This window comes from Actinoalloteichus caeruleus DSM 43889 (genome assembly GCF_000429185.2).
GTDB classification, from domain to species: Bacteria; Actinomycetota; Actinomycetes; order Mycobacteriales; family Pseudonocardiaceae; genus Actinoalloteichus_B; species Actinoalloteichus_B caeruleus.
In genome coordinates this window covers 2,339,594-2,358,632 of the sequence record NZ_AUBJ02000001.1, presented here as the reverse complement: position 1 = coordinate 2,358,632, position 19,039 = coordinate 2,339,594, and the positions used below count along the sequence as shown (strand labels likewise).

At 70.5% G+C, this 19,039-nt stretch carries 15 protein-coding genes; 4 read left to right on the top strand and 11 right to left on the bottom strand.

The genetic code is table 11. The features are described 5' to 3' along the window. Nucleotides 1-7: 7 nt before the first annotated feature. Entirely contained in the window at nt 8-2,647 is a 2,640-nt protein-coding gene (gene lanKC / locus G443_RS08365; RefSeq protein ID WP_035292115.1) for a class III lanthionine synthetase LanKC, read from the bottom strand. A gap of 441 nt (nt 2,648-3,088) precedes the next feature. Then, a complete protein-coding gene (locus G443_RS08360; RefSeq protein ID WP_016697701.1) occupies nt 3,089-3,928 on the bottom strand; it encodes a M23 family metallopeptidase in 840 nt (279 codons plus the stop codon). A 380-nt stretch (nt 3,929-4,308) separates the two neighbouring features. On the opposite strand from G443_RS08360, the gene G443_RS08355 reads away from it, so the two are divergent. The 3 genes from G443_RS08355 (at nt 4,309) to yczE (ending at nt 6,738) form a co-directional block, all read left to right on the top strand. Next, the gene (locus tag G443_RS08355) at nt 4,309-4,614 is read left to right on the top strand and encodes a hypothetical protein (protein ID WP_026418838.1); all 306 of its coding nucleotides are present in this window, start codon (nt 4,309-4,311) and stop codon (nt 4,612-4,614) included. Between the two features lies 1 nt (nt 4,615). Continuing rightward, nucleotides 4,616-5,803: an LVIVD repeat-containing protein gene (locus G443_RS08350; protein WP_026418837.1), complete on the top strand. Its 1,188-nt coding sequence runs from the start codon at nt 4,616-4,618 to the stop codon at nt 5,801-5,803. A gap of 218 nt (nt 5,804-6,021) precedes the next feature. Next, nucleotides 6,022-6,738: a membrane protein YczE gene (gene yczE, locus G443_RS08345; protein WP_035292110.1), complete on the top strand. Its 717-nt coding sequence runs from the start codon at nt 6,022-6,024 to the stop codon at nt 6,736-6,738. Here the strand turns inward: yczE and G443_RS08340 are convergent. From G443_RS08340 to G443_RS08300, 9 genes are all read right to left on the bottom strand, one after another. Then, nucleotides 6,711-7,379, bottom strand: coding sequence for a TetR/AcrR family transcriptional regulator (locus G443_RS08340; protein ID WP_026418835.1), 669 nt, complete (start codon nt 7,377-7,379; stop codon nt 6,711-6,713). The genes yczE and G443_RS08340 overlap by 28 nt on opposite strands. A gap of 13 nt (nt 7,380-7,392) precedes the next feature. Beyond that, nucleotides 7,393-8,730 (bottom strand): phenylacetate--CoA ligase family protein, encoded by a 1,338-nt coding sequence (locus G443_RS08335; protein WP_026418834.1) that lies wholly within the window; start codon nt 8,728-8,730, stop codon nt 7,393-7,395. Nucleotides 8,731-9,692: 962 nt separating this feature from the next. Then, nucleotides 9,693-10,247, bottom strand: a complete 555-nt coding sequence (locus G443_RS08330; RefSeq protein WP_245588799.1) for a DUF3558 domain-containing protein — start codon at nt 10,245-10,247, stop codon at nt 9,693-9,695. Nucleotides 10,248-10,630: 383 nt separating this feature from the next. Then, nucleotides 10,631-11,185 carry a DUF3558 domain-containing protein gene (locus G443_RS08325; RefSeq protein WP_253860190.1) on the bottom strand — a complete coding sequence of 185 codons (555 nt, stop codon included), beginning with the start codon at nt 11,183-11,185 and terminating at the stop codon, nt 10,631-10,633. Nucleotides 11,186-11,568: 383 nt separating this feature from the next. Continuing rightward, nucleotides 11,569-12,123, bottom strand: coding sequence for a DUF3558 domain-containing protein (locus tag G443_RS08320; protein WP_253860189.1), 555 nt, complete (start codon nt 12,121-12,123; stop codon nt 11,569-11,571). Nucleotides 12,124-12,164: 41 nt separating this feature from the next. Beyond that, complete coding sequence (locus G443_RS08315; RefSeq protein WP_026420702.1) at nt 12,165-12,593, bottom strand: hypothetical protein; 429 nt, start codon at nt 12,591-12,593, stop codon at nt 12,165-12,167. Between the two features lie 381 nt (nt 12,594-12,974). Then, nucleotides 12,975-14,225 (bottom strand): hypothetical protein, encoded by a 1,251-nt coding sequence (locus G443_RS08310; RefSeq protein WP_026420703.1) that lies wholly within the window; start codon nt 14,223-14,225, stop codon nt 12,975-12,977. A gap of 719 nt (nt 14,226-14,944) precedes the next feature. Continuing rightward, nucleotides 14,945-15,778: a helix-turn-helix domain-containing protein gene (locus G443_RS08305; RefSeq protein ID WP_030228442.1), complete on the bottom strand. Its 834-nt coding sequence runs from the start codon at nt 15,776-15,778 to the stop codon at nt 14,945-14,947. A 334-nt stretch (nt 15,779-16,112) separates the two neighbouring features. Continuing rightward, complete coding sequence (locus G443_RS08300; RefSeq protein WP_016701606.1) at nt 16,113-16,910, bottom strand: enoyl-CoA hydratase/isomerase family protein; 798 nt, start codon at nt 16,908-16,910, stop codon at nt 16,113-16,115. Between the two features lie 65 nt (nt 16,911-16,975). Here G443_RS08300 and paaZ point away from each other — a divergent pair, with 65 nt between their 5' ends. Further along, nucleotides 16,976-19,018 (top strand): phenylacetic acid degradation bifunctional protein PaaZ, encoded by a 2,043-nt coding sequence (paaZ, locus tag G443_RS08295; RefSeq protein WP_026420705.1) that lies wholly within the window; start codon nt 16,976-16,978, stop codon nt 19,016-19,018. The last annotated feature ends 21 nt before the right edge of the window (nt 19,019-19,039 follow it).

Genomic DNA, 19,039 nt, shown 5'->3' with positions numbered 1-19,039 from the left:
CCGTGTGTCACGGGCGGGGGTTCTGGGTGGCCGCCGCCGAGTCCTGGCGGCCGGTGGGCTCACCGCTCCCGCTGGAGGACGCCCCCGGGTGCAGCAACGGCAGGTGGAGGTCCCCCTCGACGGCGGCGAGGGCCAGCAGGACACCGGCGCCGCCGGTGGCCAGGTCCATCGACAGCCGCAGCAGCTGGTTGCCGGGGAACGCGACCTCCCCTTCGTGGGGGATCGCGTGCAGGGCGAGGCGGGCGCGGTGCCGGCGCAGCGCGGCCACCAGTTCCGGGTCCTGGTCGCGGCGGACCCCGGCGGCCAGCGCCACCATCAGACCCGCCCGGCCCAGGAACAGCCCCGGTTGGATCGCGAACTCGCCGAGCAACGCGCGGCGCAGCCCGGGCAGCTGGCCGGCGGTGGGGCTGTCCGGGGCGTGTCCGGCCAGCTGTTCCAGCACGACGACGATCCCGGCGCTGCCCACCTCCAGGTAGGGCAACATGCGGGTGGAGCCGTCGCGGACGAGCAGCGCTCCGTGCTCGGTCTCCCCGCACTCGGCGATGTCGGCGGCCAGGGCGTCGTCGGCGGCCGTCAGCCACCGCCGTTCCCCGGTGAGTTCGAACAGCCGCAGGAACAGCAGGGCGGGTCCCGACCAGCCGTGCAGCAGCCCGGCGCGCCCCTTGCCCCTGGGTCCGGCGGCGGCCGGTGGTGGAACGGCGGCGAGGAGCCGTTCGCCGAGGACGAGCGCCTGGTCGGTGCGCCCAGGATCGGCTCGGCGGGCGCCGAAGTGCAGGAGGTTCAGGGCGATGCCGGCCAGTCCCGAGCCGAGGCCGTGCCGGGTCAGGTGGGGGAGCAGCGGGTCGAACTCGGTGAGGAGTTCGTCGGCCAGCTCGTGCCGTCCCAGTTCCTCCAGGACGTGGGCGATGCCGTGCGCGCCGTCGTAGAGGCCGGGGCGGCGCGGCGGGTCCCGGCGGACCGAGTCCGCCAACCAGGTCTCGTGGTGGGGATGCCGGCCGTGGCCGGTGGCGGCGAGGGCGTGGAGCACACCGGCCGCGCCGTGGGCGAGGGTGGCGCCGCCGCCCCGGAACTGTTCGATGTCGCCGGGGAACAGCCGGTCCCGGCGGTGCGGGGTGGCGCTGCGCAGGACCGCCGTGGCCACCGACTCGCGCACCGAGGCCCAGTCCGGGCGGTCGGTGGCCAGCGCCCGCAGGCCCGCCGAGGGCGGCGGCGCGTCGGCGGGGGTGGTGGCCGGGGTGCGGGGGCGCAACTGGCCGAGGACGGCGTCGCCGAAGTCGGCGCTGGACAGGGGGAACGCCCGGATCGCGAAGCGGACGAAGGTCTCGGCCTTGCCCGGGTCCAGTGCGGTGAGCGCCGTCATGGGCAGGAACATCCACAGCCGGAGGACGGCCGCGGCGTAGAGGTCGGCGTCGACGCCGACCCGGTCGGGGGGTGCGGCGAAGCCGGGGGCGCCCAGCGCGGAGCGGGTGGCTTCGGCCGAGGGGCGGGCCAGCTCGAAGTCGACGAGGGAGACCTGGTCGTTCTCGTCGACGAGGATGTTGCGGTCGTGCAGGTCCCCGTAGACGTAGCCGAGGTCGTGGACCCGGTGGAGCAGCGCCTCCACCTGGTCGAGGATGCGGAAGGCCCGTTCGGTGAAGTCGGCGCGTTCGCCGGGGGTGGAGCGTGGCCGGCTGAGCGGGTAGTGCCGGGCCAGCCACTGCCCGAGGGGGATCCCCGGTTGGACGGACAGGGCGAGGAACTCGTGTTCCCAGTACCGGAAGCGGCCCAGGACGGCCGGGATGCCGGTCACTCCGTCGAGGGCGCTGAGCGCCTGGTGTTCCTGGTCGAGGCGGGCGACGGCGTCCCGGCGGTCGCGGTCGAGGCCGGCGTGCGGGCGGGCTTCCTTGAGGATCGCGGGGCGGCCGTCGCTGACCCGGACCGCCCGGTACACGCCGCCGCCGTTGGAGAAGTGCAGGGGGCGTTCGATGATGAAGGGCTGCTCGCCGCCGGCCCGGGCCTTCCGCGCGGCGAGCTGGGGCCGAAGGAACGGGGGCACCTCCACCCAGTCCGGGGTGTGGAATACCGGGCGCCGCAGGTCGGGGACGAGGGTCCCGTCGGGCCGGGCGATGGCGGTCACGGGTTCCCCGTCGTCCCCGGTGACCCACTGTTCGAGGAATCCGCCGTAGCGGAGGTAGAGGGGGCCCGCCTCGTACCGGAGGTCGCTGAGGACGAACGGGCCGGCCTGACCGCGCAGGAGGTCGTTGAGCGTGGTGACGGTGTCGCGCAGGGACCGTTCGTCCGGCGGGTACACGGTGACGAACTTCCCGCTGGACTCCCGGGCGGCGTACTTGGAGTTCCGCGCGAGGAGGATGTCCTCGGTGCGCAGGAACTTCAGGGGTGTGCCGGTGGTCAGGCAGTGCTGGTAGACGACGGCGAGGACGTGCCGGGCGTTGGCCAGGGTCGCCGAGACGTGGATCTTCCAGCCCTGCGCGGCCATCGACGTGCCCGAGGGGCGGAGGACCTGCCAGACGTCGCGGGTGGTGACGTCCCAGTCATCCGGTGGTGATGGCAGTTCCGCCAGGAAACCGGCCGCTTCCGGGCCGTCCTGGGAGGGGACGTCGTAGAAGAACGGATTCGCGAAGCAGTACGCCTCGTACCGTGAATCCATCTGTGGTGTCCCTCCCGTGACCGGTGCCAGGACATTTCCCCACGACGGGGAGCACCGGCCAAGACGCCGAAGATGTGAATCGACTGCTCCATCAGTGCCGGACTGTGACGGGAATTTGACGGCATTGAGTCATAGCGGGCGGTGGGGTGCACCCGGTTGTGGGATTCAGCCGAGTGAAGTGCGGTGGGGTGATTTTCCCACCGGGAAACCCCGGAGTCCGTCCGATATGACGGGTACCGGTGGTGGCGACTGTGACGTTGAGTAGTCGAATGTGGCGCTCGGTGGGCGAAGTGATCACGGTCGAGGAGGAGAGCTGCGGCGGTGTGCCGTGGGGACGGTCGGTCCGGGGCGGTGCCGGGAGACGCGGAGGCCGGCCCGGGTGCCCTGGGGCACGCGGACCGGCCAGTGGTGGGGCGGTGGCTCAGCTGGTGGGGCGGTGGCTCAGCCGCAGTGTTGGAAGGGGCTCTCCCAGGACTGGCCGCCCGCCGAGCCGCCCCACTTGACGCAGGTGGCGGGGGCGGCGTCGCGAACCGGCCCGGCGTAGTAGGAGAACGAGCCGGAATCGGTCTTGCGCGACTTGCCCTGGACCTCCAGGAACGCCGAGGTCGCGGTGGGCGTGCCGATGGAGCTCTGCTTCATCGTCACCACGCAGTTGTGCGCGTTCGAGGCGTTGTACAGCAGGTAGACAGTGGCCGCCGAGCCCAGGGCGCGCTGGTTGATCACGCCGTACCCGGTGCCGCAGGCCTGCTGCGGGGTGTAGGGGTTACCGCCGCCGCAGGCGGTGACGGTGGTGTTGCCGTAGTAGGTGATCCGCTGCCCGTCGATGGTGTTGATCCGCACCGGGGACCCGTTCTGCAGGTGCTCGTAGTGCAGGTGCGGCCCGGTCGATCCGCCGGTCGAACCCACGTTGCCGATCCGCTGGCCCTGCGTCACCCGCTGTCCCACCGAGACCGCCTGCGAGGACAGGTGCGCGTAGCGGGACCTCCACCCGTCGCCGTGGTTGATCTCGATCCACCGGCCGTAGCTGGTGTTCCCGGTGTTCTCCACCCGGGAGACCGTGCCGGCGGCCGAGGCGACGACGGGCAGCCCGTTGATGTTGCCCCGCTGGAAATCGATCGCCTGTGCTGGGCTGTGGTTGGCGCGGGTGTTCGCGGTGACGGTCTCACCGCACTCGAAGGGCAGCCGGAAGTTGGGTGCTGCCTGGGCCTCGCCCTGGTTGATGACCAGGCCGACGGCGGAGATGGCCACTGCGGCGACGAGCGCCGCCAGACGTCTGTACATCAGCGTCCTCCCGACGGGTTCACCAGCGGAGACCTCGCCGCTGGCAGGGAGTGGTCATGTGATCACAGGGGGCGCGAATCCGACAGCCCCTCGCTCGGACGCCGGCGGAGGCGAACGGCGTAGGGCGCCCGGCGGGCAGCCGCCGCCGGTGGTCGGCCACCCCGATTGTGCTGCGGCGTTGCGGCCGGGTGGCTCGCCGCGCGGGAAGTGGATCTTTGTCGGGGCTTTAGCTGGACGCAGCCCCGTTTTTGGCCCGGGGAGCGCCGGTGTGGACGTGTCGGGTCGGTGCGGGGCACCACACCGGACGGTGGAGGGTTCGGGGCGGGTCCTCGGGTGGACGGTGGAGGCGGCGACCCCGGTCATCCCCCGGACTGTGGTGAATGACTTCCGCGATCAGACCCCAGCTGGTTACCCTCTGGCTGCGCGCGCAGATCGAGCAACGCCCGCCGCCCGGCGTGCCCGATCTCGGTCCGACCGCCACGACCAGCGGGAACACCGGTGTCGTGGTGGTGGTACGGCGGCGGGATGATCCCAGGTCCACATCCACCCTCGACGACCAACCCGTGCGCTGGCCCGTTCCCAGCACAGCCCCCGGTGGGCCCGACGAGGCACGGGCCGCCGAACCGACCGGTGGCGGAGCGTGGGACGTGACCGGGTGCGGGCCGACCAGTGATGGGACGGACTGACGTGACGAGACTGATCGGACTGCTCACCGCCGCCACCGTGGCGGGAGCATCACTCGTGGCCGGCGCCGAGCCTGGCGAGGCCGTCACCCCGGCGCAGACGACGCTGACGACCATCCCCAGCGACCCCTACCGGCTCTCCGACAACGGCACCTTCGACACCTACGGCGAACGCATCGCCGGGCTCGAGACCCGGGTGACCCAGGCCAGCGCCGCCGAGGTGTTCGCCGACGCCAACCGGGAGGCACGGGGCCTGTGCCACGCCACGGGGGTCACCGGGGCCACCGGGTTCTGCTGGAACAGCGGTGACGACGGCACGCCGGAGTGGTACCCGCAGGGCATCACCGCGTCCTGGGACGCCACCGGGGACGGGTCCTACGCCGGCCACCGCGCCATCCTCGTGAGCTGGTACAACACCGACGACAAGGGGGTGCGGGTGTCGTTCGTGGACTACGACGACCCGGCCGCGCCCCGCTACCGGCACGTCCTGTTGGTCGAACCGACGAGCACCGACGACTTCCGGGCGGTGAACATCCACGCCGGGGGCCTCGCCTGGTACGGCGACCACCTGTACGTCGTGGACACCTCCCGGGGAATCCGGGTGTTCGACCTGCGCACGGTCTGGCGCACCGAGGGTGATGCCTCGAAGGACCGCATCGGCCTGGGGTCCGACGGCCGGTACTACGCCCACGACTACCGGTACGTCGTTCCCCAGGTGGGGGCGTACACGCAGACCGGGGGTTGCGTGCGGCCGCCGGACTCGTTGGACCAGCCGCTGTGCTACTCGTACCTGGCGGTGGACCGGTCGACCTCGCCGCCCTCGCTGCTGACGGGGGAGTACTACGACGGGGTGCCCGGTGCGCGCCTCGTGCGGTGGCTGCTGGACACCGACACCGGGCTGTTGACGGTCGACTCGGCCGGCACGGTCGCCGCCGACGCGGCCTACCGCTCGCCGCACACCAACCTGCAGGGTGCCGTGTCGCACGACGACACCTTCCTGATGGTCCGGAGCCGGGGGCGGAACACCGGTGGGTTGCTCTACCGGGGTCAGGTCGGGGTCGCCAGCAGTTCCTCCGCGTTGCCGATCGGACCGGAGGACATCTCCTACGAGGCCGACAGTGGGCGGGCCTGGACCCACACCGAGTACCCGGGCAGTCGCGTCGTCTTCTCCGTGCCTGACGCCATGGGGTGACGAACGGCGGTGCGCCGACCCCGCCCGCCCCGGGCTCCCCGGGGCGGGACCAGCCCTTTCGCGCCTCGGAAATCCACAAAGGACCATTTCTCGGCGGGGTGTCGTCACGGAGGGTCAGTTGTGGACGGAAGAGAGTGGACAAACCCGGTCGCGAGGCTGTCTCCCCTGCCTATACAGTGTGATAACAGGGACTTGACATGCCATGCAGGGGGATGTAAATGGCTGGGCGGACCGGCACGCGGCTGCGTCGTGTGCTGAACCTCTACCTCGGACTGCTGTTGTTCGGTGGCGGACTCGGACTGATGTTCCAGGCCGAACTCGGCCTCAATCCGTGGGATGTGCTGCACCAGGGGCTGGCGGGCAGCACCGGCCTCCCGCTCGCGTGGGTGGTGATCGGTGTGTCCACCATCGTCCTCGCGTTGTGGATCCCGCTGCGGCAACGTCCAGGGTTCGGCACCGTGCACAACGTGCTCCTGATCGGCCCCATCATGGCCACCGTGATCGAGTGGGTCCCAGCCCCCGAACAGCTGCCGGTCCGGGTGGGGTTCCTACTCGCCGGGCTGGTGATCAACGCCGTGGGAACGGCGATGTACCTGGGGGCCGGTCTCGGACCGGGTCCCCGGGACGGCCTGATGACCGGGCTGGCGGCGCGGGGCGTTCCCGTGCGGCGGGCCCGAACGCTCATCGAGGTCGCCGCGCTCGCCGTCGGCTGGTCCCTGGGCGGCACCGTCGGGGTGGGCACCGTGGTCTTCGCCCTGGCGATCGGGCCGCTGGTGCACTTCTTCGTCCCCCGGCTCCGGGTCCCGCCGGCGACGCCCGCCCCCAACCCGGCGCCCGAGCGGACGCCGTCCCGCCTGCCGGGGTGGCTCACCCGAGGCGCCGTCGGTGAGCCGAGCGGACCCGTGCGTCACGCACCCGCGGGCGAACCGGTCTGACCAGGGTCCGGTGCCGGGGACAGCGGGGCGTCCGGGCGGCTCCGAAGGCCGTCGAAGGCGATCTTCACGAAGGCGTCGGCCAGGTCGACGGCGGTCAGGCCCCGCCGGGGCCGGTACCACTCGATGATCGAGTTGAGCATGCCGAAGAGCAGCCGACTGGTCAGCGCGGGGTCCACGTCCCGGCGGATGCTGCCCTCGCTCTCGGCGCGCTCCACCAGGTCACTGACGAGCCGGTCGAACTCGCGGCGGCGGGCCAGCGCCCGCCGCTCGGCCGCCGTGTTGCCCCGCACCCGCAGGAGCAGGGTCACGAACGGGAGTTCGTCCACCAGCACGGCGATGCTGCGGCGCACCACGTACTCGAGCCGGTCGATCGCCGGCCCCCGCTGTGCCTCGGGTTCGTTGACCACGGCGAAGAGCTGGTCCAGCGCCCGGTCCACGCTGAGCCGGAGCAACTCCTCCTTCCCGGCCACGTGGTGGTAGATCGCCGACTTCGTGATGCCCAGCCGACTGGCCAGGTCCTCCATGCTCGTGCCGTCGTAACCGCGCTCGTTGAAGACCCTCACCGCGACGGTGAGCAGCGAGTCGAGGTCGTAGCCGGGGCGTCCCCGGCGGCTGGCGCGTTCGGCGGGCCCGTCGGTCATGGCGGTCAGTGTCTCAGGCCGGCCCCGTGGTCTCACGGTTGTCGAGCACGCGTCGTGCCTTCCCCGAGGACCGTTCCAGCGTGCCCGGTGCCACCACCTCCACCCCGACCCGCAGGCCCAGTTCGCCGCGAACCAGGTCGGACAGCTCCCCGCCCACGGCTGGCCAGCGGTCCGCGGCGAGACCGGACACCGCCTCGGCCCGGATCGTCAGCTGGTCCAACCTGGCCTCCCGGGTGAGTTCCAGCACGAAGTGCGGGGAGAGCCCCCGGGTTCGGAGCACGAGTTCCTCGACCTGCGTGGGGTAGAGGTTCACCCCTCGCAGGATGAGGAGGTCGTCGGTCCTACCGGTGATCCGCGCCATGCGCCGGAACGGGACGCCGGCGCCGGGCGTCAGGGCGGACAGGTCACCGGTCCGGTAACGGATGAGGGGCATGGCCTCCCTGGTCAGGGTCGTGATGGCCAGTTCCCCCCGCTCGCCCGGGGCGACCGGCGTCCCGCCCGGGTCGAGGACCTCGGGGTAGAAGTGGTCCTCCCAGACGTGCAACGCGCCGACGGCCTCCGGGAACTCCTGGGCGACCCCGGGACCGATGATCTCCGACAGCCCGTAGATGTCGACGGCGGTCAACCCCGACCTGCCCTCGATCTCCGCGCGCATCCCCTCAGTCCAGGGTTCGGCGCCCAGCACGCCCGTCAGGAGCCCGGCGTCCCGCGGGTCCACGCCCTGCCGGTCGAACTCGTCGAGCAGGGTCAACAGGTAGGACGGGGTCGCCAGGACGATCTCCGGTCGCAGGTCCCGGATGAGCCGCACCTGGCGGGCCGACATCCCACCCGAGGCGGGGATGACGGTGCAACCGAGGAGTTCCGCGCCGTGGTGCGCGCCGAGGCCACCGGTGAACAGGCCGTAGCCGTAGGCGATGTGCGCGCGCTGCCCCGGCCGTGCCCCCGCGGCGCGCAGCGACCGCGCCACCACCTCGGCCCACATGTCGAGGTCCCGCCGGGTGTAGCCGATGACAGTGGGAACGCCGGTGGTCCCGCTGGAGGCGTGGATGCGGCGCAGGTCGGTGGGAGGGACGGCAAGCATCCCGTACGGGTGGTTCCGGCGGAGGTCGTCCTTGGTGGTGTGGGGGAACCCGGCGAGATCCGACAGCGACCGGCAGTCCTCCGGACGCACCCCGGCCTCGTCGAAGCGGCGCCGGTAGAAGGGCACGTTGTCGTAGGCGTGCCGCAGCGTCCACCGCAGCCGGACCAGCTGGAGCGCCGCCAGTTCGTCGGCGGAGAGCCGGGGACGTTCCCCCGGTGCCCCGCGCCCGGTGCGGGACGGCGAATCGGAGTGGATGGGCTGGTCGGTCATGCGTGCGCTCCTGTCCCGGTGGCTCGTCCGGTGCAGTCGGTTCGGCGGCGTGGGACGGTCCGGCGGCGAGGGGTGGTGTCGAGGGGTGGCGTCGCATTCGTCGCGGCGGAACCCGGTCTCCGCCCCAGAGGTGGGCCGGTGGTGGTCCCCGGTGGGCCGGTGGTGGTCCGCCGGGATCCGTTCGGGACCGCCTGCTGGGAAGCTCGTGCCAGCGCCCGGGAAGTGGCCGACCCGCCACGGTGTGCGCGCGTCCCGCCGCCCGCCGTCCCGGGCCGGCCCCGGTGCCCTCGGAACAGTGGGCGAGGCGGAAGACCTGGTCGGGGCGCCGAGTGCCTCGGCGCGGAACCGGGTTCGACACCGAGCCCTCCCGCCCTGTACCCGACCGAATGGTCGGTGGGGAACCTCGGTCCAGTAACGCAGCGGTAGGGCGCGGTGTCAAGGATCAGCAGAGGTTGAGCGCACTGTTGACAAGGGTGTCGGTGGATGCTGCCGCGCTCCCTGGGGCGAATTCTCAGTGCTGGCCGAATCGGTGACGTTGCGAACTCAGAGGGCGCGGTCAGTGGTGTAGGCGGCCAGCCGGTCACGTATGGCGGCTACGAGCCTGTTCTCGCTCTCAGCAGTGTTGACGCTGGAACCCTCACCAGCGGAGCCGCAGCGGAGCTCGACCGCACGGGCCTGACCCGCTCAGACCTGGCCGTCGCCAACCCCGTCAACGTCTCGATGTGGGCAGGATGGTCCTTGGGATAGCGGGCCAACCAGGCTTAACGACGCTGGCCCTTCCAGTCCATTGCGTGACAGCGTGGAGGCGAACTGCCCACCGTCACCCCCACCACGGGCATTGCGGATGGCATTGCCCACCGCCCACACCGTGGGAGAATGAGGACAGTGTCCTCGGCACGCCAGCGATGTGAGCGTGCCCGATTCGGAACGTTCGGGACCCGGGGACACCATGGTCGGCCTGATCAGTCCGCAGACCGAGGCAACGACGGCTCCACCGCCGCTGCGGTGTCCTCCGCTATGGCGCACGCCTGCTCGAGGGTTCCCGCGTAATCCACAGCGATTGACACGTGGGCCTGCTCGCTCAAGTCTATCGAAATCTGACAATGTTCCGTTGCGGGTTTGTCAAGGATGCGGAGCGCGCGCAACGGTCCTACGTTGATTTCTTCGACCGTGTAGTTCGTCAGATTCAGCTGATCAACGCTAAGATTCCAGGCAAACTGAACTGACATGAGCGGGTTGCCTCCACCCGGCGGACGGTAGACGCAGTCGTAGGCCAGGCCGACGTCATCGAATCTGGCGGTCTCTGGGTCGAAGCCTAGGGCGGTTACTTCTTCGTCGCTGAGGATGTCGCAGGGCGACATTTCTGACAGCTCTGCTTCCACATCCACCCCTGGCTGTTCGCCGCGGCTTCCAGGCGCCGACGGAGTGGCGCTGCCTGGAAGGGAGGAGTCCACTGTCGGTTTCACGGCGACTGCGGTTCCTTGTTCCGTGCTGGTGCAGGCAGACAGCAGCGTCACCAGTCCCAGGGCTGTTCCCCACGTCCTGGCGCCCCCATGCCTCATGTCTCATTCCTTCCCAGCCGCTTGCACCCGGCTGTGTTCTGAATCCTCGGAGCTGCGAGTGCGCCGGGCAGGTCCGGCTGGTCGCTGCCCACTCTGTCAATGCCTCGCTGTGGGCAGGACCGTCCTTGGGGTAGAGGGCCAACCAGGCTTAACGATGCTGGTCCTTCCAGTCCATTGCGTGACAGCGTGGAGGCGAACTTCACGCCGCCGTGCCACCACGGGCATCGAACCTGGCGTTGCCCGCTGCTCACACTGAGGGAGGAATAAGGTCATTTCAAGGATGCGGGCATGCGTCGATTCGTGTCAGCCGGACCCGGTGAGCTCCACCGTCAGCCTGGTCAATCCGAAGACCGAGGCAATGAAGGCTCCAACGCCGCTGCGGTGCCCTCCGCTATGGCGCACGCCTGCTCGAGTGTCCCCGCGTAATCCACAAAAACTGACGCGTGAGCCTGTTCGCTCAAATGCATGGAGATCTGACAATGTTCCGATGCGGGTTTTTCAATGATGCGGAGTGCGCGCAGCGGCCCTACGCTGATCTCCTCAACCGTGTAGTTTGTCAGATTCAGCTGATCGACGCTATAGATCCAGTCCAACTGAATCGTCATGACCGGACGCTCCCCACCCGGCAAACGGTAGCGACAGTCGTAGGACACGCCGACGTCATCGAACGTGGCGGTCTCCGGGTCGAAGCCCAGGGTGGTTAGTTCCTCGTCGCTGAGGATTTCGCAGGGCAACATCTCCGATAGCTCCGCCACCACATCCACTCCTGGCTGTTCGCCGGGGCTTCCAGGCGCCGGCGGATTGGCGCTGCCTGGAAGGGAGGAGTCCACTGTCGGGTTCACGGCGACTGCGGTTCCGTGTTCCGTGCTGGTGCAGGCAGACAGCAGTGTCACCAGTCCCAGGGCTGTTCCCCACGTCCTGGCGCCCCCGTGCCTCATGTCTCATTCCTTCCCAGCCGGTTGCACCCGGCTGTGTTCTGAATCCTCGGAGCTGCGAGTGCGCCGGGCAGGTCCGGCTGGTCGCTGCCCACTCTGTCAATGCCTCGATGTGGGCAGGGCCGTCCTTGGGGTAGAGGGCCAACCAGGCTTAACGATGCTGGTCCTTCCAGTCCATTGCGTGACAGCGTGGAGGCGAACTTCACGCCGCCGTGCCAGCACGGGCATCGCACATGGCGTTGCCCACCGCCCACACTGAGGGAGGAATAAGGTCATTTCAAAAATGCGGGCATGCGTCGATTCGTGTCAGCCGGACCCGGTGAGCTCCACCGTCAGCCTGGTCAGTCCGAAGACCGAGGCAATGAAGGCTCCAACGCCGCTGCGGTGCCCTCCGCTATGGCGCATGCCTGCTCGAGGGTTCCCGCGTAATGTACGAAAACTGACACATGGGCATCTTCGCTCAGGTGCAAGGAAATCTGGCAATGTTCTGACGCGGTTTTGCCAATGATGCGGAGTGCGCGTAACGGCCCTACGCTGATCTCCTCAATCGTGTAGTTTGTCAGATTCAGCTGATCGACGCTGTAATTCCAGTCCAACTGAATTGTCATGACCGGACGCTCCCCGCCCGGGAAACGGTAGCGACAGTCGTAGGACACGCCGACGTCATCGAACGTGGCGGTCTCCGGGTCGAAGCCCAGGGTGGTTAGTTCCTCGTCGCTGAGGATTTCGCAGGGCAACAGCTCCGATAGCTCCGCCACCACATCCACCCCTGGCTGTTCGCCGGGGTTCCCAGTCGCCGACGGAGTGGCGCTGCCTGGAAGGGAGGAGTCCACTGTCGGGTTCACGACGACTGCGGTTCCTTGTTCCGTGCTGGTGCAGGCAGACAGCAGTGTCACCAGTCCCAGGGCTGTTCCCCACACGCCCACACCCCTGTGCCTCATGCCTGGTCCTCTCCTAGCCGGTTGAGCTCGGCTGCGGTCTGTTCATCCGTAGCCTGAGTGCTCCGAGCACTGGCTCGGATGGCCGCCGCCAGCTCCGTCAACGCCTCGATGTAGAGCTCGAGATTCTCCGCAGCGGACTGCGGGGTCCCGGCCGCGCTGAGCCTGGTCTGCTCCGACATCAGCAGGGCGACCGGACTCGAACCGAGGGGAACTCGCTGATCCAGTTGCTCGACCCGACCCCGCCGATCTACTGCTCTCTCGGCTATGGCGTCGATCTTTCTTGCCATCGCCTCGGCGCTGTCTGGATCGATGGTGACCTTGCCGGCAGCTGCTGCGGCACGGAAGTGTCCAATGGTGCCCATCATCTTGCCGGTATCGGGCATGGAGGTCGGCTGCCCGCCCTCAGCGCCACTCTCGATGTGCATGAGTCCTCCCACCCACACGTTCGCCTCGGGTGAAACTACCAACACTGGCAGCGACAGTCTGGCGGTTCGGTCCGTGCTACCCACCGATGGCCCAACCCCGGGTGCAGCCCGCGCCGGCTGGCCTCGTCCGCGCGCTGGTGGGGTGGCCGTGGGGAGGAGTCAGCCGGGACGTGGTGACGGGGCTCGCCGCTCGGCGTCGCCGGCGGGTGCTCCGGTTCCGTCCGGGGTGGGGTGTGGGCGAGGCGGGGGCCTGGTCGGGGAGCCGGGTGTCTCGGAGTGGATCAGGGGTCGGCACCGAGCCCTCCCACCGTGGTCCCCGACCGGGTGATCGGTGGGGGACCACGGTCCCAGTAACTCAGCGGGAGGGCGCGGGGTCGAGGGTCAACAGATGTTCAGCGCGCTGTTGACCAGGGTGTTGTTCTGGATGGTGATGTTCTCGCCGCACGGGTTCTCGGTGATGGCCGAGTCGGTGACGGTCAGGTTCTGGAGCGTGATGTCGGAGGTGTTGGCGAAGTCGGTCCTGGCGGCGATGCGGATGTCGCCGCCACCGGTGACGCTGCCGCCGTCGGGGGCGATGTCGATGTTGTGGCAGTTCTCGATGAGGATCGCGTTGTTGCCGGTGTCGGCGATGTCGACGCGGTCGATGACCGCTCCGCCGCTCTCGGAGACGCAGAACACGCCCCGTCCGCCGCCGCGGGCGATGACCTCGCCGACGTGGATGTTCGTGGGGTAGCCGTCGCCGATCCGCCCGTTGCGGTTGGCCATGCGGAACGCGGCGTACCCGGTGCCGGTGCCCGCGTTGACGGCGTCCACGGTGCCGACGGTGGCGTTGATCGTGTCGTTGAGCAGCAGCCCCGAGTAGGCGACGTCCCGGGCGACGACGGTGCCGACGGTCAGCCCGTCGACGCCGTAGGTCTCCACGCCGTGGTTGTTGGTGCCCGACACCCGCACGTCGTCGATCCGCACGCCGGTGGTGCGCACGGCGCGGTCGGCGTGGTTGTCGATGCGGATCCCCAGCCCTCCGGAGAGCTGGAGGTCGATCTGGCCGAGGTGGATGTCGCTGCCGTTGCGGAAGAACAGGCCGAACCAGGGCGCCCCGGTCACGCTCAGGTGGGGGATCTCCACGTTCGTGACGCCGCGTCCCCGGACGACGGCGTTGTCCCCGGTGGGGGTGCCGGTCACGTTGACCGTGCCGCACACCTCGAGGGTCGTGTGGCTGGGCAGGTCGAGGGACTGGTTGGCGGGCATGTCGCCCGACCCGTGCACGACGACCCGTTCCGTGCTGGTCCGGCCGGGGGTGAGGCTGCCGACTGCGGCGCGCATCGCCTCCAGCATGCTCGGTCCGGTGTAGACGGTCTGGCCGCCGTTGGTGGCCCGCCACGTTCCGGCGTCGAGCACGGCGGCGGCGTCGGTGTCCCCCGCCCCGCAGTCCTGCCGGGGAGCGGGTTCGGTGGCTGGTGCCGCGTGCCGGGCGAGTTCCGTTCCGGCTGAGGTGCCGGTGGGGGATGGGTGGGGGGTGTCGGCGGACGCCGGGGCGGCCAGCGTCGCGGTCGCGGTGGCCAGGACGAGGAGCGCGGTGGTCACCGAGCTGGCTCGTCGGCCGAGGACGGGGGGTGCGCCGTTGCGGCCCATCTCTCACTCCTGGTGGTCGGGGCGCTTACCGGGTGGTGTGCGGTCGGGTCGCCTCGGGGCGGAACCACCACCCCGAGAAAGCTTCGGAACCGACGGCGTTCGGCTCGTGTTCGACACGTATTCGATCGCGTTCGACGGCCTTCGACCGGCCGGCTCCGGAACGCGCGCCCGTTCCCTCGCCGGCGTGGATGATCACGTAGCGGTAAGCGTTTGCCAAGTCGACTTGACCATTTCAACAACCAGCCACAGTGGTGTCAAGACAACAAACTGTCGGTATTTCTCGACAACTATTCCCCGTATCCGCTCGACGGGAGCCGGGATGAGCCCCGCCCCGGGGGACGCGGGTCGGTGGGCGCCGTCCCCCTGCCTGGGGCGGGGTCGTCGGAGGGGGACCCCGTCGCCGACGTCCGGTGTTGGCCGCTCGGCGCCGAGCTCCGTCGCGGTCGGTCCTGGTCGCGCCGTCCCCCGCTCCTCGGTGCTCTGGCGGGGACGCGGCCGCCGGGCCGGCCCGTCCACCCGGGCCTCCCGCACGGAGGGCGCGTGGAGACCCCGTCGGCGCCGCCTCTTCCGCCACGCCAGGACCGCCCCCCGGTCTCGGGGAGGTCGAGGAGGGGCCGCCCACGGCCGCCCGATCCCGGTCACGTCCGCCTGTCCGAACCCGACCGGGAACGCCTGCCGCGCGGCCGGCGCGGGAATTCCCGACGGTCTTCCTTTGTGCGCTATCCGTTCGCCCGCAGAATGTCCAGAATCGCGTCGCGGCTGCTCTCGGGATCGAGCGCGGCCGCGCGCAGATCCTCGAATGCGGACTGAAATCGCCGGACTTCCGGCTCGTCCTCCAGAAAGAGGGAGCCGCCGACGTTGTCGAGTAGGACGGCCTGGTCCACACCGGTGGCGCCGACGGCGGTCAGCAGGCTGAACGACCCGCTGTGCGAGGCGTGGGCTCCCCCGGAGAAAGGCAGGACCCGCAGGGTCACCGTCTCCGGGAGCCGGGTCAGGCTCGCCAACTGCTCGCGCCAGACGCGGTCGCCGCCCACCCGCCGCCGCAGGGCTCCCTCGTCGACGACCACCGACAGCCTCAGCCGCCCCATCCGTTCCCGCCGGGCCATCCGCAGCCGCAGCCGCTGTTCGGCCAGGTCGGGTCCGGGTCGGGGGATCCACGACTCGATCACGGCCCGCGCGTAGTCGGGTGTCTGGAGCAGGCCGGGCACGAGGTCGATCTCCCAGGCGTGCAGGTCGGTGGCGGTTTCCTCCAACTCCAGGTAGTCCAGGAAGGTGTCCGGCACGGCGGCCCCGAAGGGCTGCCACCAGCATCGCTCCCGCTGTCGCCCCGCGAGGTCGAGCAACCAGCCGCGCTCGTCGTCGGTGCTGTCGTAGAGGCGGCTGAGCCGTTCGATGTCGGCGAGTGAGCTCTCGGTCCGGCCGGACTCCCGGCCGCTCGTGTCCGATCTGGTCCAACCCATCGAGGCTGCCACGGTATCGATGTCAATTCCCGCGCGGTCGCGCAGCCGGGCGAGTGCGGAACCGAGTCGGCGCTGCCTGAGGGTGGGTCTCATGCGCCCGACGATAGCGGTGGCCTCGGGGCGTCAAACTAGATCGAACGGGCGTACCGACACCTCGTTAACCCGTCAGATTTCCCTTATCCGGAATCGGTAGGAGCTCGCCTGGTTCGGTGACGGCGTGACGGCTGAATGCGCGCTGTTACGGGCAGGTTACCGCCGCGGCTCCCGATTTCCCTCGGTCACGGTGGGTCGGCGTTCCGCGTCCTCCCTCGGCAGGGCGGGCGGTGGTCCGGGAGTGTGGAGGGGACGGGTCACGCGGCGGCGGTGGGACCCCGCCCTCGGGTCGCTCGATTGACCGGAACCGGTGCCGGCCGGTCCCGGCCGCGTCTCACTGGCCGGTGAACGTGGTCGGCTGGCGGCGGGTGAAGCTGTCGGTGGCGCGGCGGTGGTCCTCGGTGGCGCCGGCTCGCGCCTGCGCCTCGGCCTCGCGGTGCAGCGTCTCGTCCAGGGTGGAACCCCAGGACGCGGCGATGGCGAGCTTCGCCTCGGCGAAGGCGCGCGTCGGGCCCTGCGCTAATCGTCCGGCCAGCGCCTCCGTCGTCTCGGCGAGCTGCTCCGGGGCCACGACCTGGGCGAGCATGCCCCAGTCGGCGGCCTGTTCGGCGGTGAACGGCTCTCCGAGCAGCACGAGCTGGCTGGCCCTCGCCGACCCGATGGCCCGGGCGAGGCTGGCGCTGACCCCGGAGTCACAGGTCAGGCCGATGCCGGTGAAGGCGGTGCGGAAGCGGGCGTCGGACACGGCGATCCGCAGGTCGCAGGCGAGGGCGAAGCCCAGGCCGGCTCCGGCGCAACTGCCGTTGATCGAGGCGAGCACGGGTTTGGGCATCGTCGCGAGCCCGTGGACGATCGGGTTGTAGTGCGCGGAGACGGTGTCGAACGCCTCGTCGGGGCGCGTCCGCAGGGTCTCCGCGTGCTCGGCGAGGTCCTGCCCCACGCAGAACGCCGGACCGTTGCCCGTGAGCACGACGGCACGCACCGCCTCGTCGGAACCCACCCTCCTGACCGCCGCCACCAGCTCCCGCTTCAGCTCGGTGGTCAGTGCGTTTCCCCGTTCTGGCCTGTTCAGGGTGATCGTGGCGACCGATTCCCTGATGTGGACGAGTACTTGCGTCCCACGGTCAGTCATGCTGCCATACAGTACTAAACGAATGGTCGGTAAGTTAAGGGTGAAAATCGGGAGGGCGGTGTCGGATGCGTCCGCTGCGCAGCCACGTCAACGGCGACTGGTTCACTCCGACGGATGAGGGAAAACCGCTGCTCGACGCCGTCACCGGTGAGCGGATCGCGACCATCACCTCCGCCGGTGTCGACATGGGCTCGGCCCTGTCCTACGGGCGACGCGTCGGCGGTCCCGCCCTGCGGGAGCTGACCTTCCACCAGCGCGCCGCCCTGCTCAAGGCCCTCGCCGGGCACCTGCGGGAACACCGCTCCGAGCTCCACGCGCTGTCCGCCCGCACCGGCGCCACCCGGTTCGACGCCCGCTTCGACGTCGACGGCGGGATCGGCGTGCTCTTCACCTACGGCAGCAAGGGGCGGCGGGAACTGCCCAACGACACCGTCTACGTGGACGGGGCGCCGGAACGCCTCAGCCGGGACGGCGGGTTCCTGGGACAACACCTGTGCACCCCCCTGCACGGGGTGGCCGTGCAGATCAACGCCTTCAACTTCCCCGTGTGGGGGCCGCTGGAGAAACTGGCCCCCGCCTTCCTCGCCGGCGTGCCCACCCTCGTCAAACCCGCCAGCCAGACCGCCTACCTCACCGAACGCCTGGTCGAACTGGTCCTGGACTCCGGTCTGCTGCCGCCAGGGTCGCTCCAACTGGTGTGCGGCGGGGCCGGCGACCTCCTCGACCACCTCACCGAACAGGACCTGTTGGCCTTCACCGGATCGGCGGCCACCGCCCGCCGGCTGCGGTCCCACCCGGCGGTGGTCGGGCGCGCCGTCCGGTTCAGCGCGGAGGCGGACTCGCTGAACTGCTCGGTCCTCGGACCCGACGCCGACGAGGACACCCCCGAGTTCGCCGTCTTCGTCGACCAACTGGTCACGGAGATGACCGTCAAGGCCGGCCAGAAGTGCACCGCCATCCGCCGCGCCCTGGTGCCCGCCCACCGGATGGACCAGGTCGCCGCCGCCGTTGCGGCGCGGCTCGCCGAGGTCACCGTCGGCAACCCCGCCCACCAGGACACCCGGATGGGCGCGCTGGCCAGCCTGGAACAGCGGGAGGAGGTCCGCCGCTCCCTCAAGGCGTTGCTGGCCACCGCCACCCCCGTCTTCGGTGACCCCGAGCGGGTGGACCCGCTCGACGCCGACCCGCTGCGGGGCGCGTTCCTCTCCCCGGTCCTGCTGCGCGCCGACGACCCCGACGCCGCCCCGGTCCACGAGGTGGAGGCCTTCGGTCCGGTCAGCACCCTGCTGCCGTACCGCGACGCCGACCACGCCATCGACCTCGCCGCCCGGGGCCTGGGCAGCCTGGCCGGTTCCGTGGTCACCGCGGACACCGACTTCGCCCGCCGGGTGGTGCTGGGCCTGGCCCCCTGGCACGGCCGGCTGCTGGTGGTCGACGGGAACACCGCCACCGAGTCCACCGGCCACGGGTCGCCGATGCCGGCCCTGGTGCACGGCGGCCCGGGCCGCGCCGGCGGCGGTGAGGAACTGGGGGGCATCCGCAGCGTGCTGCACCACATGCAGCGCACCGCCGTGCAGGGCGGCCCGGGGGTGCTCACCGCCGTGGCCAACCGCTGGATGCCCGGTGCGCCCCGCACCGTCGACGACGTCCACCCGTTCCGCCGGCACCTGGAGGACCTGCGGGTGGGCGACAGCGTCGTCGCCGGGCCCCGCACGGTCACCCTCGAGGACGTCGAGCACTTCGCCGAGTTCACCGGCGACACGTTCTACGCCCACACCGACGAGGAAGCGGCCAGCGCCAACCCGTTCTTCGAGGGGCGGGTCGCACACGGCTACCTGGTGGTGTCGCTGGCGGCGGGCCTGTTCGTCGACCCGGCGCCCGGGCCCGTCCTGGCCAACTACGGCCTGGAGGGCCTGCGGTTCCTCACCCCCACCTACCCCGGCGACGCCCTCACCGTGACGCTCACCGCCAAGCAGATCACGCCCCGGGTGGACGCCGACCACGGCGAGGTGCGGTGGGACGCCGACGTCACCAACCAGCACGGCGAGTCGGTGGCCCGGTACGACGTGCTCACCCTCGTGGCGAAGAAGCCGGGCGAGGCGGGCTGACCGCCACCCGGGAGGACCAAC

What these genes read in the sequence shown, in the direction of transcription:
- G443_RS08335 (WP_026418834.1), bottom strand. Translation starts at nt 8,730, where the DNA reads ATGACCGACCAGCCCATCCACTCCGATTCGCCGTCCCGCACCGGGCGC.
- paaZ (WP_026420705.1), top strand. Translation starts at nt 16,976, where the DNA reads ATGCGTCCGCTGCGCAGCCACGTCAACGGCGACTGGTTCACTCCGACG.
- lanKC (WP_035292115.1), bottom strand. Translation starts at nt 2,647, where the DNA reads ATGGATTCACGGTACGAGGCGTACTGCTTCGCGAATCCGTTCTTCTAC.
- G443_RS08360 (WP_016697701.1), bottom strand. Translation starts at nt 3,928, where the DNA reads ATGTACAGACGTCTGGCGGCGCTCGTCGCCGCAGTGGCCATCTCCGCC.
- G443_RS08355 (WP_026418838.1), top strand. Translation starts at nt 4,309, where the DNA reads ATGACTTCCGCGATCAGACCCCAGCTGGTTACCCTCTGGCTGCGCGCG.
- G443_RS08315 (WP_026420702.1), bottom strand. Translation starts at nt 12,593, where the DNA reads ATGCACATCGAGAGTGGCGCTGAGGGCGGGCAGCCGACCTCCATGCCC.
- G443_RS08340 (WP_026418835.1), bottom strand. Translation starts at nt 7,379, where the DNA reads ATGACCGACGGGCCCGCCGAACGCGCCAGCCGCCGGGGACGCCCCGGC.
- G443_RS08300 (WP_016701606.1), bottom strand. Translation starts at nt 16,910, where the DNA reads ATGACTGACCGTGGGACGCAAGTACTCGTCCACATCAGGGAATCGGTC.
- G443_RS08305 (WP_030228442.1), bottom strand. Translation starts at nt 15,778, where the DNA reads ATGAGACCCACCCTCAGGCAGCGCCGACTCGGTTCCGCACTCGCCCGG.
- G443_RS08310 (WP_026420703.1), bottom strand. Translation starts at nt 14,225, where the DNA reads ATGGGCCGCAACGGCGCACCCCCCGTCCTCGGCCGACGAGCCAGCTCG.
- yczE (WP_035292110.1), top strand. Translation starts at nt 6,022, where the DNA reads ATGGCTGGGCGGACCGGCACGCGGCTGCGTCGTGTGCTGAACCTCTAC.